Annotated in this window: 10 protein-coding genes; 3 read left to right on the top strand and 7 right to left on the bottom strand. The window is 38.9% G+C overall.

The genetic code is table 11. The features are described from left to right. Positions 1 to 4 precede the first annotated feature (4 nt). Positions 5 to 1429, top strand: coding sequence for an alpha-L-fucosidase (locus tag ASU31_RS08570; protein ID WP_057931948.1), 1425 nt, complete (start codon positions 5 to 7; stop codon positions 1427 to 1429). A 2-nt stretch (positions 1430 to 1431) separates the two neighbouring features. Beyond that, positions 1432 to 4104 carry a glycoside hydrolase family 3 N-terminal domain-containing protein gene (locus ASU31_RS08565; RefSeq protein ID WP_057931947.1) on the top strand — a complete coding sequence of 891 codons (2673 nt, stop codon included), beginning with the start codon at positions 1432 to 1434 and terminating at the stop codon, positions 4102 to 4104. An 81-nt stretch (positions 4105 to 4185) separates the two neighbouring features. On the opposite strand, the gene ASU31_RS08560 is transcribed toward ASU31_RS08565, so the two are convergent. The 7 genes from ASU31_RS08560 to ASU31_RS08530 form a co-directional block, all read right to left on the bottom strand. Then, entirely contained in the window at positions 4186 to 5355 is a 1170-nt protein-coding gene (locus ASU31_RS08560; RefSeq protein WP_057931946.1) for a M57 family metalloprotease, read from the bottom strand. Between the two features lie 438 nt (positions 5356 to 5793). Continuing rightward, the gene (locus ASU31_RS08555) at positions 5794 to 6879 is read right to left on the bottom strand and encodes an Ldh family oxidoreductase (RefSeq protein WP_057931945.1); all 1086 of its coding nucleotides are present in this window, start codon (positions 6877 to 6879) and stop codon (positions 5794 to 5796) included. Between the two features lie 109 nt (positions 6880 to 6988). Then, the gene (gene bshC / locus ASU31_RS08550) at positions 6989 to 8575 is read right to left on the bottom strand and encodes a bacillithiol biosynthesis cysteine-adding enzyme BshC (RefSeq protein ID WP_057931944.1); all 1587 of its coding nucleotides are present in this window, start codon (positions 8573 to 8575) and stop codon (positions 6989 to 6991) included. Positions 8576 to 8730: 155 nt separating this feature from the next. Continuing rightward, the gene (locus tag ASU31_RS08545) at positions 8731 to 10575 is read right to left on the bottom strand and encodes an alpha-L-fucosidase (protein WP_057931943.1); all 1845 of its coding nucleotides are present in this window, start codon (positions 10573 to 10575) and stop codon (positions 8731 to 8733) included. Between the two features lie 400 nt (positions 10576 to 10975). Then, positions 10976 to 12886, bottom strand: coding sequence for a DEAD/DEAH box helicase (locus ASU31_RS08540; protein WP_057931942.1), 1911 nt, complete (start codon positions 12884 to 12886; stop codon positions 10976 to 10978). A gap of 324 nt (positions 12887 to 13210) precedes the next feature. Then, positions 13211 to 14068, bottom strand: coding sequence for a carboxylesterase family protein (locus ASU31_RS08535; RefSeq protein ID WP_057931941.1), 858 nt, complete (start codon positions 14066 to 14068; stop codon positions 13211 to 13213). A gap of 33 nt (positions 14069 to 14101) precedes the next feature. Continuing rightward, positions 14102 to 14572 (bottom strand): DUF4293 domain-containing protein, encoded by a 471-nt coding sequence (locus ASU31_RS08530; protein ID WP_057931940.1) that lies wholly within the window; start codon positions 14570 to 14572, stop codon positions 14102 to 14104. Positions 14573 to 14774: 202 nt separating this feature from the next. Between ASU31_RS08530 and truA the strand changes: the two genes are divergently transcribed. Then, the gene (gene truA, locus ASU31_RS08525; RefSeq protein ID WP_057931939.1) at positions 14775 to 15527 is read left to right on the top strand and encodes a tRNA pseudouridine(38-40) synthase TruA; all 753 of its coding nucleotides are present in this window, start codon (positions 14775 to 14777) and stop codon (positions 15525 to 15527) included. The last annotated feature ends 54 nt before the right edge of the window (positions 15528 to 15581 follow it).

Genomic DNA, 15581 nt, shown 5'->3' with positions numbered 1-15581 from the left:
TACAATGAAAATAAAATATCTCCTGACACTTGTTTTAATTGCTTTGACTAAATTTTCAAGTGCTCAAAGAAACGACATACTACAAGAATCGACAAAATATGAGTGGCCAACAGACCCAACTGTTAAGCAAAAACTCGATGCCTGGCAGGATAAAAAGTTTGGAATGATTATCCACTGGGGCTTATATGCTGTTCCTGGAATTATTGAATCCTGGTCAATCTGTTCGGAAGACTGGATTGACAGAGACAGTACGATAAAGTACGATGATTACAAGAAATGGTATTGGGGCCTAAGTGAAAAATTTAATCCAACAAAATTTAATCCCGAGCAATGGGCCAAAGCAGGTAAAAGTGCAGGAATGAAATATTTGGTTTTTACCACTAAACATCACGATGGCTTTGCCATGTTCGACACGAAACAATCTGATTTTAGCATTGCAAAAGGCCCTTTTTCAACCAATGCTAAAAAAGATGTAGCTAAATATGTGTTCGATGCTTTCCGTAAAGAAAATTTTATGATCGGTGCTTATTTTTCTAAACCCGATTGGCATTCGCAATACTATTGGTGGGACAAATATGCCACTGCAGATAGAAATAACAATTACGACATCAGAAAGAATCCATGGCGGTGGAATATGTTCAAAAGCTATACTCAGAACCAGATTGGCGAGTTGATGAACAATTACGGAAGCATCGATATTTTGTGGTTAGATGGCGGTTGGGTAAGGCCTTTAGCATCGGTAAATGAAGAAGTACTTTCATGGGGAGCGCCTATTCCAGCGTGGAGCCAGGATATTGATATGCCTAAAATTGCCGCTGATGCCAGAAAAGCACAACCCGGTTTAATTGTGGTAGATAGAACGGTACATGGCCAGTTTGAAAACTACCAAACCCCTGAACAGAAAATCCCTGAAAAGCAATTGGATTACCCATGGGAAAGCTGCATGACGTTAGGTGGCGCCTGGGGTTTTGTACCCAACGATCAGTATAAATCGGCAGGCGAAGTGGTTCATAAATTAGTAGAAATAGTAGCCAAAGGTGGAAGTTTACTTTTAGGTATTGGACCTAAAGCTGATGGAACGCTGCCTGATCATGTGATTACAAGATTGGACGAAATTGGTAAGTGGACCAGTAAAAATGGTGTTGCCATATACGGAACAAGGATTACTAAAAACTACCATGATGGACAAAACTGGTTTACGCAAAGTAAAGATGGTAAAACTATTTACGGCATCAGTTTAATAGGCATTACCCCAAACAAAGAAATTTCATGGCAAGGGAGTATGCCTAAAAAAGGGAGTCCCATTACTATTTTAAGTACTAAGCAAAAGGTAAAATGGACATTGAAAGATGGCAAGGTACACTTCAATTTCCCTAAAACAGATGAGAAAATAGCCCTGACTTTTTCTTTCACACCCGAAACTAATTAGTAATGCGGAAACCGAGAAGATACCTATACTTATTGCCTGCATTATTTTTCTGCAGTGGCCTTTTTGCTCAAGTTAAAAAAGGGCAATCTTTACCCTATAAAAATCCGAAATTAAGTATCGACTTGAGGGTAAAAGATCTCATTTCGAGAATGACGCCAGAAGAGAAATTCTGGCAGTTATTTATGATCCCAGGTGACGTAACCGAAAAGAACAAAGATCAGTTTAAGCAAGGCATTTTTGGATTGCAGGTAAGTGCAGCTGCCCAGGGAAGTGGTAATGCACAACAAATGTTAACCTACAATACCTCTGAAGACGGACTTTCTCTGGCTAAAAAGGTTAATAAAATTCAAAAATATTTTGTTGAGGAAACCCGTTTGGGCATCCCGATTATTCCATTTGATGAAGCTTTACATGGTTTGGTTAGGCAAGGTGCTACGGCCTTCCCGCAATCAATCGGTTTGGCTGCAAGTTTCGATACTACTTTAGTGGCCAAAATCGGTACCGCTATTGCCAATGAGGCAAGGGCACGCGGTTTAAGAGATCTTTTGGCACCTGTAATCAATATGGCTACAGATGTAAGATGGGGCAGGGTAGAAGAAACCTACGGAGAAGATCCTTATCTAACAACTGTTCTGGGCCATGCTTTTATGAATGCAATAGAAAGGCAGAATATCATTGTTACCCCAAAACATTTTATTGCCAATGTTGGCGATGGCGGTCGCGATAGTTATCCGATTGAAATGGATAAACACTTTTTAGAAGAAATCCACTTTCCGGCATTTAAAGACGGGGTTAAAAACATAGGTATCCGTTCATTAATGACTTCCTATAACAGCGTTTTCGGTACTCCGGCAACTTCAAATAAATGGCTACTTACCACTAAACTAAAAACAGAATGGGGCTTTAAAGGTTTCGTAATTTCTGATGCAGGTGCAGTTGGAGGTGCTAATGTGTTACATTTTACAGCTAAAGATTATAAAGATGCCACGGCACAATCAATTAACGCAGGCCTTGATGTAATCTTTCAGGTAGATTATAACCATTACAAACTTTTTCTCCCTGCATTTTTAGATGGCAGCATTCCAAAATCACGAATAGATGATGCGCTTGCCAGGGTTTTGAAAGCGAAATTCGAACTCGGGCTGTTTGAACATCCTTATGTTGATGAAAGTATCGCCGAAAAGATGTTAAGCGATCAAAGTAACCATAATCTGGCCAAAGAAGCTGCCTTAAAATCTTTCGTGCTCCTGAAAAATGATCAAAACACGCTTCCGTTAAAAAGTGCAAAGCAGATCCTACTGGTAGGGGAAGATGCTGTTGAAGCCAGGTTAGGTGGCTACAGCGGTACCGGAAACAATAAAATAAATATATTGGATGGCTTAAAAAACGCAGTATCCAATAACGTTAAGGTTAATTATGTAAAAGGCAGTAGCCGAGAACTGCAATCTTATGTTCCTGTTGATAGCCAGTTTCTTTCTGCTAATCAAAATGCAGGACTAATCGGAAGCTACTACAAAGGACTTCAATTATCAGGGAAGCCCGTTAAAGAAGGAAATGATAAGGCTGTTGATTTTAGTTGGACATTATACCCACCAGACGAGCAGCTCCAATTGGATGATTATTCTGTAAGGTGGGCTGGCAAAATTAAGGTACCACAAAATACTAACGTTAATATCGGATTGGAGGGAAATGATGGTTACCGATTATACCTGGATAACCAATTGCTTATCGACAATTGGGACAAAAAATCTTTCAATACGAAGATCGTTCCATTTCATTTCGAGAAAAATAAGGAGTATGCCATTAAGGTCGAATTTTTTGAACCTAAGGGTAATGGTAAAATCAAACTGATCTGGGATTATAACATCAAGAAATCAAACGAAATAACTGATGCGGTGGCTGCTGCAAAAAATAATGATGCAATCGTATTTGTTGCAGGCATAAAAGAAGGAGAGTTTTTAGACCGGGCGATGTTAAACCTACCTGGTAACCAAGAATTGTTACTGGAAGAGCTCGCAAAAACCGGGAAGCCTATAATTGTGTTATTAACCGGTGGAAGTGCCATCAATATGCAGCCTTGGTTAAATAAAGTAAACGCAGTTTTAAATGTTTGGTACCCAGGCGAAGCAGGCGGTAGTGCCATTGCCGATGTATTGCTTGGCAAGGCAAATCCATCAGGTAAACTTCCAATTACTTACCCGATAGATGAATCGCAGTTACCATTGGTTTACAACCATAAACCCACGGGAAGAGGTGATGATTATAACAACTTAAGCGGCGAACCACTTTTTCCATTTGGATATGGATTAAGTTATACGAACTTTTCTTACAACAATTTGAAGTTTAACCGTAAAAGTATCGCTAGAAATGAATCTGCTAACTTAAGTTTCGAGCTTAAAAATACAGGCAATTACGATGGTGAGGAAGTGGTGCAGCTATACATGAGGCCTTTGTTAAGCAAATTAGCACAACCAGTTCTTGCACTGAGGGCTTTCCAGAGAATACATTTAAAAGCTGGCGAAACAAAGGTAATTTCATTCAAACTGGATAAAGAGGTGCTTCAAACACTCAATATCAATAATGTATGGGAAGTTGCTCCAGGGGAATATAGAATTATGATCGGATCATCAAGTAAATCACTTTATTTAAAAGATAATTTAACTGTTAAGCCTTAAAAAAATACCTCCTATGGTTGGGTATAAACCATATCAAGTAATTTTGCCGCAGATTCTGGTTAAATCTGCGGCTTTTTAAGATTAATCTAATCCATAATTCTTTAGTGCAATGGAAACATAGCCATTTTGTACAGACATGTTAAGATTAGAAAAAGTAATTGTTTTATCGGTAGCATTTATAACTCCATTAACTGTAGAGCCGTTTGCATTTGCTGTGGCAGATACCGGCATATATCCTGAACTTATTTTTACTACTAGCGTCGAGCTTGGATTATAACTGCTAATGTTATAAACATAAGTGGCGGTAGTATTTACTGGCGGGGTAGAAATTGTGGCAGCAATGTGAGTTCCATTAAGTATTAATCCATAATAAGTTGGTGTATTACTCATGGTTGTAACCCTGAAGGAGTACGTATATGTAGGATAACCATATAAATAATTTAAGGCAACGATATCATTTGTATTAAAAGAACGATCTACACCATTATTGCAGGCAAGCATAAGTGAATTGGGCTCGGCAGAAGCGGGAGTTCCAGGTATTTGAATTGCGCCCGGAAAGTTTTGAATATCGGCGCTATTATAGCTATTACCTTCATCCCAACTTACTGGACAGCTATAACCCCGGTCGTAATAGTCAGTATGTCTTAGACCTATACAGTGACCTATTTCATGCTGAATTACAGAAGTTATATAGTCTACATTTGGATTTGTACCGAATGCAACAGGATTTGTATTTAATCCAATTTGATTAAAAGGATTTCCTGAAGAAGGAAAACCACCATACCCTAATAGGGTGCTACTTTCATTGAAGCCGATGATTTCAATATTTCCATTGCTACTAACAAGTTGAAAGTTGATTTTCAAGTTTAATGAGTTATACCTTCCAACTGCATTACTTGCAGCTGTTGAATAAACAGCAGGTAAATTTGAAACAGAAATTGTTATTGTGCGAGGTAAGTTTTGAACTAGATTATAGGTTTGGTACTGTTCTGATTTAGCAATGATTAAGTTTGAAGAGTTTGTGGCCTTACCTAGAGAAGATTTTGGTAGAAAAATATCTCCTTCCACAATATATCCATCTTTCATAATTGTTATGCCCTTGGTATTAAATCCCATTTCTTTAATACTAGCTAATACAGATTCAGGTATTTCACTGTGTTGTTGGGTTTCTAAATTTTGTTTTTTAGCACAGGAATAAATCATGAAAATGAATAAAACTGCAAAGAGCGAATAAAGATTTTTTTTGATCATAGTTTGAATTTGGCTTGTAGGTTTAAAATTACATTATTATAAATCGAATATACATAAAAATGCTATTAGTTTTTTTTATAAATCTTTTAATCCATTAAGTATTAAGCAGTAGTTGGTATATTTTGATTATGAGAAAAGCTAAATCTTATCAGAAATTAGTTTCTTGATTTAACATTCCAAGCTTCAGAGGAGTTAAAAATAGATTGTTTATTTGTGCCTCCCTTTAATGACAAAAAAGATTTTATGGGATTAATATACCTATTGCGTCCTTGCACTTTATCTTTGCATAGCTTGTAGTTAAGCTGATACGGACATTTTCTTGATTTGGATTAACAGATTGCTTTGTTCTGCCTACTCGCAATGATGAAAAATCTTAGTATTGACCTCGCTTTGCTAACTTAGCGCTTTTTTCTCAGCGCCCTTTGCGGTTAAATGAAACTATTTTAATTCTTCTATACCCAATTTCACAGCAAGTTCATTCAGATCCTTTACCACAACATCAATAATCGGAATACCGCTGATTTTCCTTTCCTGCTCAAATTCATGTTCAGGTTCGCCAGGGATGATTACCTTTTTATCAGGATCTATCGTTTTTGCACTTTTAAAGCGTTCTACCCAGTTGTCTAAATGATTTTTGAAGTCTGCAGCTGGTCTGAAACCATCTACACGCATAGCGCCTAAAAAGTGACCAAGTCCTTCGCCAACCGGATTAGCCGATGGCTCTAAAAAAGCCACAAATGGAGGTACCCAGGGCCCGTAATTGGCGCCGGATAATACCGCTGATAAAATATCGACAGTAGCACTTAACCCATAACCTTTATGACTGCCATGATCTTTATCGCTGCCCAAAGGCAAAAGCGAACCGCCGTTTTTTAATTCGTTCGGATCAGTAGAGTTTTCTCCGCTTTTATCCTGAACCCAGCCATCCGGAATGCTTTTATTGGCACGTTGCGCAATTTCTAATTTACCATTAGCTGCCGCCGCTGTGGCCATATCCACAATCACCGGTGGGTATTTCCCTGCGGGAAAAGCATAACACATAGGGTTGGTACCCAATAAACGTTCGTTAGCATATGTAGGGGCTACCAAAGGGCTTGCATTGGTCATACTGATGCCGATCATATCTTTTTCTACCGCCATTAAGGCATGATATCCGGCAATACCGAAGTGATTGGAATTTTTAACCGATACCCATCCGCTACCGTATTTTTCTGCCTTTTCGATGGCAACCTTCATTGCGAAAGGTGCAACCACTAAGCCTAAGCCTGCATCGCCATCAACAGTGGCAGTAGTAGGTGTTTCATGTACGATTTTAATGTCAGGAGTAGCATTTATTCTTTTCTTTTCCCAAAGGCGTACATAACCGCTTAAACGGGCAACGCCATGCGAGTCGATTCCACGTAAATCTGAACGTATTAAAACATCGGTTGCTAAATCGGCATGTTCATCAGAGCAGCCCATTTTTTTAAAAACGCTAAAGGTAAAAGCTCTGAGGTTGGTTTCGGTAAAAGTGATGAAGTTCATTTTATACTATTTGTCGTTAGCCTGTCCCGATTTTACATCGGGATCAGGGTCTTTTTTGATAGATGCTGATCCCGAAGCTTCGGGACAGCATGACGAATCTAAAAATAATTTACGGTAATAAAACAGTAAAATCACCGCCCAGTGGTTCAAAATTTTCTATACATGAGGAAAGAAAATCTTCGCCATAATTTACATACATGGGCGCAATATTCAATGTTCTTTCCTGAAGTGCACCATTTGGGAAAAGTCTTTTCTTTACATTGTCAATTTGCAGCAATGCCGTTTCATGTTTCCTTTTCTCTGCACGGAATAGTTTCTTCTCCAGGTTAGCTAACAAATGGTTGGTTCGTTGTTTTGCCGTATCGGTAGAAACAGAAAGCGTTTTATCTATCTTATAGGCATTTAGCTTAATCTGATCGAAAATGCTGTTAATGGCCCTGGTTTCATCAGCCAAACTCAATTGGGCAGTTGTATTTCGTTTTACCCAAATGTTTTTTAACTCTTCAACTGGTAAAAATATATCTTCTAAAGAAAAACCTAAGTGGTATAAATTCTGCGCACTGCGTTTATCAATCAATAAAGCTGAGTTACGCAACAGTAAAACCGGGAAATCAACTTTATAAAAGTCGAAATTTGCCTTTAACTGCATCCAGTAAGCTACTTCTGCACCGCCGCCTATATAAGCAATGTTTGGCAAAATTACTTCCTGGTACATCGGACGCATCACCACATTCGGGCTAAAACGCTCGGGATATGATTCGATTTCCGCTTTTAGTTCCGCTTCGGTAAAACCAATATCTGTATGATTTACAATATATTTTCCTTTTTCGAAGATCAAACGTTCACGCAGATTGTCGATAAGGTAAAAGAAGTTAATATCACGGCCGTTTACCTGGGTTTTATAGCCTAAATCCTCCAGGTTTTTCGAACTATTTTCAATATTTTTTGCACTATTATGCTGAATAATATCTTCGGTAATGATATTCGCGAATTGTTTTTTTAATTGAGCATCATCTGCATTTACAATCACCAAGCCATATTTCTCGAATAAGTTATTTACTAGAAACCTGGTGGCATCAGCTAAATTATCGTGTTGCAAATAGGCCTGTTCCACCAATTTGGCAATTCGTTTTCCGTTTTTAGAGATTCCGAGGTATCCTTTATAAGCCGTTACTGCTGCTGCAACAGTTTTGGTGCTTAGTCTTCCGGTGGCACCGTTGGTTTGCTGTATCCAGCTAATGTTCTTTTCATCAACACTTACGTGGTTAATTTCATCAAAATCGTGATCCTCTGTGGCCATCCAATAAACCGGGACAAAATTTTTATCAGGATGGGCCATTTTTAACTCGATGGCTAAATTAATGGTGGTTACAATTTTATAAATAAAATAAAGCGGGCCAGTAAAAAGGTTCAACTGGTGGCCTGTAGTAACTGTAAAGGTATTCGCCGAGCCTAAAAGTTCTATGTTTTTGGTAACCGATTTATTCGGCTGTAAATGCTGATATTGATCTTGTAAAACCTGAACTAAAGTTTCTCTGTTCCCTAAAAAATTTCTATGCTCAATTGCTTTGGCCAAGCCCTCCATATCAGGACGATAGCTGTAAAAAGCTTTAAGCTGTTCTTCGTCGTTAATATAATCTAAAACCAGTTTTGAAAATGATCCGGTTTCCTGATATGAGATATATTTTGCCTGCATGATGTGCGAAAGTAATGCAATTTAAGGATAATCGTAAAGTCGCGCCACTATTTTACAATTGTTAAATAATTTTTTGCCGCGGAAGCCCAGAATCACGGAATTCCATATGGCCGTCATCCTGGGCGGAGTCGAAGGATCTTTAGGATACAAAATAATTAAAGATTGCTTTCTATTGCACCAACTTTTTCACGGTACAAATCAATCGGGCTATCTAAAAGTACCGCAATTACCGTTAATTCAGGATCTAGTTTGTCTTTAGGCACCGGAATGTAAACAATGCCAGGTATTTTGCTCCAATACAGTTTGTTATAAATTTCGTGTGGCAGCATAGTACCTTCACCCACAATCCTGATCCTGCTGATGTTGTTTTTTAAACCTTTAATGGCAATTGGCCCGGTTGGTGTGCCTTCTACAAATAAATAAAGGGTTTGTTTATCTGCAGAAAGTGCTGTGTTGCCCTGGTAATGGCCGCTGGGGATACCTTTGCCTGTTTTGTAAAGGACCTCGGCATTTTTGATTACCCAGTTACTAACCTTTTGATCTGTGTTTTTAATTCCAGGGTTAAAGTCTAAGCCATCAGCAGGTAAACCGGTATTTTGAAATATATTTGTACCCGCATTTAAGTTAATGGCCAGCCTGCTCAGATTTAAGTTGGTTAAACCCCGTTGTTTGGGCGCAGCATATAAGTCTGTCAGCGAAAGGTTTTCCTGTTTGTCTTCAATGAGCTGAATAGGACCGTTTAATGATACTTTTAGAACGGTTACATCGCTGTCAAAATCGGCATCTTTTAAATTAAGCAGATAATCTGTTTCATTTAGCTTAATTGTATATGGCTGTGCTTTGCTGCCAACTACTTCAATTTTGTTTATTTTTGATTTTATACCCGACAGTAAAATCCCGTTTTTGGTTTTATAATCGAGATACAGGTACAATACATCTTTGTTTTTGGATAAAGTAGTTTTTCCATCGATATGCCCATCTGGGATCCCGGCCTGTGTACTGTAAATAGCTTCTGCGTGTTTTTGAGTCCAGCGGCCTAAATCTTTTAAAATCTTAACCTGTTCTGGCGCAATAGTTCCATCCGCTTTTGGTCCAATATCAAGCAATAAGTTGCCGCCCATGCTGATACAATCAACCAGGGTGCGGATGATCATGTTTGATGATTTATAATGATTATCATAAGGCTGATAGCCCCATGAATCGTTCATGGTGTAACAAAGTTCCCATTCTGGTGAGCTTGGTTTTACAACGGGAACGCCTTGTTCCGGCGTATCGTAATCGCCATGCCCGTTTAAGCGAGAGTTGATAATGATATTTTGATTTACCTTACGTAAGTTCGATAATATATTTTTGGCCTGCCATTCTTCTCCACTATGCTCCCAATCGCCATCAAACCATACCAGATCGGGATTATATTTGGCCGAAAGTTCGTTTAACTGCCCTTGGAAATAATTCTGGAATTTTTTAAAGCGTACGGGATCCTGTTTATAATCATAACGTTTCCTGTCGCGGGTAAAACCATCATAATCCGGGTAGCTCCAATCTGGTAAAGAAAAATATAACCCTGTTTTAAGGCCCGATTTTTTGAGTTCAGCCACAAATGGAGTGATTAAATCTTTTTTTGCAGCACTATTTTTTAATGTGGTAGTGGCTAAAGGAGCTTTACTATCCCAAAGGGCAACGCCATCATGATGTTTTGTGGTAATTACGGCATATTTGGCGCCGCTTTCTTTAATCAGGTTTACCCATTCTACTGGTTTGTATTTTGCAGCGGTAAAACCATCGAGTTGTTTCATGTAAGCATCGTGGTTAATATAATTGTTAAAAAACGACCACGATTCGGAAATGCCATTAACCGAATAAATACCCCAATGGATGAAAATGCCCAGTTTGGCATCAGCAAACCACTGCATTTTTTGATCAGAAATTTTTTGTTGAGCTGAAAGCTTGCTGTTGATGAATAATGAAAATAAAATGATGAAAAACTTTAAATAACGCATGATCCTGTTTAGTATATCTAAACGTTAAATATAATATTTTAAGAAGATTTAGTTAGAAAAAGATGCGTTTTTATATCATTTGGCTCTGTCTGATATTTCTATCCAGAGACATTATATTATTTGATTCTGTGATTTCTGTGTTTCCGTGGCGAAAAAAATGTATAACGTGTGAGGTTCCATAGAACGATCGTCATCTCGACTGTAGTGTAGTCCCGAACTTTCGGGAGAGAGAGCTGCTATAGATTTAGCTTCGCTGAGCACTTCGTGATTCTCGACTGCGTTGCACCCGATAGCTATCGGGTCCGCTCGAAATGACGATCCCTCAAAACAATAAACTTTTACCCATAAAAAAAGCCGCTCTGAATAATCAGAACGGCTGTAAAATATTTGGTTTAGTGATTTACCATTTTTTTCTGCGTTCGCCACTGCCACCTTCACGGTTTCCACCTTCTCTGCGCGGACCTCCGGCGTTGCCACCTTTGTCGTCACGGCTACGTCCAGAGAAATCTCTGAAACCGCCACCGCTATTTCCGCCTTCGCGTCTTCCGCTACCACCGCCAGAACTTCTTCTGTCGCCGCCGCCACGGTAACCACCGCCACCGCCGCTTCTGCGTTCACCGCCGAAACCACCGCTACGTCTTTCGCCGCCACCGCGTCTTTCTCCAGCACCTTCACCACGACCACCGTCTCCGCTTTTCTCGATACGTACCTGACGACCGTTAAACTCAACAGATTTAAAGCCTTCAAAAACTTTGTCAGCTACGTCGTCTTCCACTTCAAAGAAAGAGAAAACACCTTTTAAATCGATTTTACCAACGCTTTTGCCACCAATTTTACCATTGTTACAGATAAATGACAACATATCGCCGCGGGTAAACTCATCTACAGAACCTAAGTTGATGAACAAACGGGTGTAACCTTCGCTACCACGTCCACGTCCGGCACCTCTTTCGCCTCTGTCAGCACCACGATCATCGCCAACTGCTGCATTTAAGTCAGGTGCTTTAGAGTAGTAATCCAAGAAACGGTTAAACTCTAAAGATGCAAAACGTTTAATTACATCTTCTTTTGATAAATCAGCAAATTCATCCATAATACGTGGAATGTACTGATCAATCTGTTCGTTATTAACTTCTACATTGTGTACTTTATGTACCAAAGAGAATAATTGTTTTTCACAAACATCAAATCCTGTAGGAAGCTCAGCTTTGGTGAATTGTTTACCAATAATGCGTTCTAACTGGCGGATTTTACCTAATTCTTTAGAGTTGATGATACAGATAGAAATACCTGTTTTACCGGCGCGGCCAGTACGGCCAGAACGGTGGGTATAACTTTCAATTTCGTCAGGTAAAGAATAGTTGATTACGTGTGTTACATTGTTTACATCGATACCACGTGCGGCAACATCAGTAGCAATTAACAATTGCATGTTACGCTCACGGAAACGTTGCATTACTTTATCACGTTGTTGTTGCGATAAATCGCCGTGTAAAGCATCAGCATTGTAACCATCTTTAATTAAGTGCTCGGCAACATCTTGTGTATCCAATTTGGTTTTACAAAATACTACAGCAAAAATTTCAGGGTTAAAGTCTACAATACGTTTTAAGGCAGCATATTTATCACGTGCACGAACAATGTAATATTCGTGTTCGATGTTTACGTTACCTGTATTTTTTGTGCCCATGGTTAATTCAACAGGGTTATCCATATAGTTTTTAGCTATACGGCGAACTTCTGCAGGCATGGTAGCCGAGAATAACCAGGTTTTTTTGTCATCAGGAGTAGTTGATAAAATGTCGTTAATGTCGTCCTGGAAACCCATGTTCAACATCTCGTCAGCTTCATCAAGCACAACATATTTAACGTTAGTGAAGTCAATGGCTTTACGGCCAATGATATCCAGCATACGGCCGGGCGTGGCCACTACGATCTGAACGCCTTGGCGTATTTCGCGTAGTTGTTGCATAATGTTCGCGCCACCGTAAACGGCAACAACGTGGGCATTAGCAACGTTTTTAGAAAAGTTTTTAAGGTCGTTAGCGATTTGCAGGCATAACTCACGGGTAGGGCATAAAATTAATGCCTGCGGTTTTGTTACTTTAAAATCGATTAGTTCTAACAGCGGCAAACCAAATGCGGCTGTTTTTCCTGTTCCTGTTTGGGCCAAACCAACAAAATCATTAGTGCCTTCTAACAGTACAGGAATACTTTGCTCCTGAATAGGTGTTGGAGTTTCAAATCCAAGATCCTTTACGGCATTAACGACGTCATCACTTATCCCCAATAATTGAAATGGGTTTGTCATTCGTCTTTTTATTTTTAATTGAGCCGCAAAGGTAAGGTTAATATTTCGTATTTCACAGATAATCAAGTAAATAGTTTTTTAAGCTAAATATTTGAAAATAAGGAAGTAACAGTAGATGTAAGATGGATGATGGAAAAGGAGGGATGGAGGTGGTTTAAATTGAGGTCGTGATTGCAATAGGGACTTGTGTTTTTTATTTGGAAAGCGGCTGCAGTAGGGCTTAGGTTGCATCAGTCCCGTTTTCCGTTTCAATCTTTTTCAAACCTTTCAGGTTTTAAAAAGGATTTTCACTCCAACCGGGTTTAGGTGGCTGAAGTAATGCAGCTATTTGCGGTTGTATTTGAATAACCAATGGGGCAGTTCATCAGTTAAAATTGCGGGAGCGAAAATATCGTTGTGGGCAAGATTGTCGAATTCCCAAAATCTGGTTCTGTTGTTTTGGCTTACTTCTTCAAAAAACTGTTTATCGCTGTTAAAAGGGTTTTCAGTATCCATATTTCCGTGGATCAACCAAATTGGAATGCTCGTGAGTGTTTTTACTTTGTCGAATTGCGGTATCCCCGAAATACTGATCCCTGCAGCAAATAAATCGGGTTTTAACGATAAGGCGTTGATCACCGAAGAAGCCCCCATCGAAAAACCGATGAGGTAAATTCTTTTCTCATCAATGTTTAAAGTGTTTTTTAAACTGTCAATCAGTTGTAAAGCGGTCGTTAAGCAGGGTTGTGGTACCGAAGTCAATACATTTCTACTCTGATCCAGTACGTAATTTGATGATCGGGAAGGGAATTGTGGTGCCAAAACAAAAGCTGGGTATTTAGCTTGTATTTCATCTGTGGCAAATAGTTTTGCCAATATACCCAGCTGACTGTTATTGTCGTTTCCAACCGCGTTTGAGCCATGAAATACAATTACCAGTGGAAGTTTTCGGTTCGTACTTTTTGGTTTTAATAAGCGGTATACAATCGGCGTATCAGCAGTGCCTTTAAACGAATTTCTTGTGAAAGCGTCGATATTTAAACCTTTTATTTTGGCTATTCTCTGCTTAAGGTAGATAGAATCAACACTTTTTTCGATTTTGGTTTTTCCAAAAGTATGGATGCTTTTGTTGCATGATAAGATTCCGCAAAGCAAAACCACCGAACAGATATAGTTAACCGCATGATTTATTTTAATCCGCATAGAGAGAGGTAATTTTCTGTAGAATTTAAAGAATTAGCGCAACCTTTCTGCCGAGCGGATTAATCTCTCATCTTTATTGATGCCGAAAATAGCCAGTACAACGAATAAAATAGCTAATGCCGGTAAATAAGCACCAATACCAAAACTGGCACCTTCAATACCACCAGGTAGTTTTTTAGCATAAACACTGCACCAAAAAGCAAAGCCACCAATTAATATGATCGAAAGAACTGCAATACGTTTTTGAAAACTTCTTTTTTTATAATTAAAGATGTTCATTAAACAAATAAATGCAACAGCTATATTGGTAATTAGCAATGGGTATATTGGCTTAATGTTAATGGCTATAAATTCACCAGCATCCCAGCTTGCTGCAAAGCCTCTTGTGTACAGTATTGGAAGTGATGTTCCATTTACCTCTTTGGTTAAAATTGGTAAAAACAACATTAAAACTAAGGTTAGTGCTGCTAAAAAGAGCCAGATCGATTGTATTCTTTGTATCATGAATGTAAAATGTATAGGAACAAATCTAGCCTTTTTTGAGAAAAGAAAGAAAGATTAAAGTTTCCCGATAGGAGCAAAAATAGATAAGGAGCATGCATTGCTATTTTTGATCGATATTTTCCGCCGAACTCCAAACGCTCAACGCCAAACATGCTATTCAGTACTTTGCCCTTTGCACGTTAAACTGTACTTTTGCATCGCTTTGAGTAAAAAAAGGTATTTCATCCAATTGGCTTATGATGGCAGCTTATACCATGGCTGGCAAACACAACCTAATGCAGTCACCGTTCAGGAATTGTTAGACAAGGCTATGTCTGTTTTTTTTCGACAGCCTATCGAAACTTTGGGCTGTGGCAGAACCGATGCAGGTGTGCATGCTACTGATTTTTATGCACATTTTGATGTTGAAGGTGTAGAAGAGGCAAAGGTTTTAAGTGCAGTAACCGGTATTAATGCCATGTTGCCTTATCAAATTGCAGCAAAACGGATTATACCCGTACATGATGATGCCCATGCCCGCTTTGATGCCACTGCCCGTGCTTATAAATATTACCTTCACTTCGAAAAGGATCCTTTCAAACTTAACCGATCGTGGTTGGTTAAAGATAAATTGGATGTAGAAGCGATGAACAATGCAGCGGCAATGTTATTAAATTATACCGATTTTTCGTGTTTTAGTAAATCAAACACGCAAACTTTTACCAATAACTGTAAAATAACCAAGGCCGTTTTCGAACAACAGGAGGATGGACTGGTTTTTACGATCCAAGCCGACCGTTTTTTACGCAATATGGTGAGGGCCATTATGGGTACTTTGGTACAGATCGGTAAAAAAGAAATAGATTTAACAGATTTTAAAGCAATAATAGAAAGTAAAAACCGTAGTAAGGCCGGACAATCGGTACCTGCCTGCGGTTTGTATTTAGTAAAAATAGAATACCCTTATATAAGGTAGAAGGTTAAAGGTGTAAGGTAAAAGGTTTGGCGACCGCTTTACAGGATAAACTTT

The organism is Pedobacter ginsenosidimutans (genome assembly GCF_001442625.1).
GTDB lineage: Bacteria > Bacteroidota > Bacteroidia > Sphingobacteriales > Sphingobacteriaceae > Pedobacter > Pedobacter ginsenosidimutans.
Note: the sequence above shows the minus strand (reverse complement) of the source record. Positions and strands in the feature narration are given on the sequence as shown.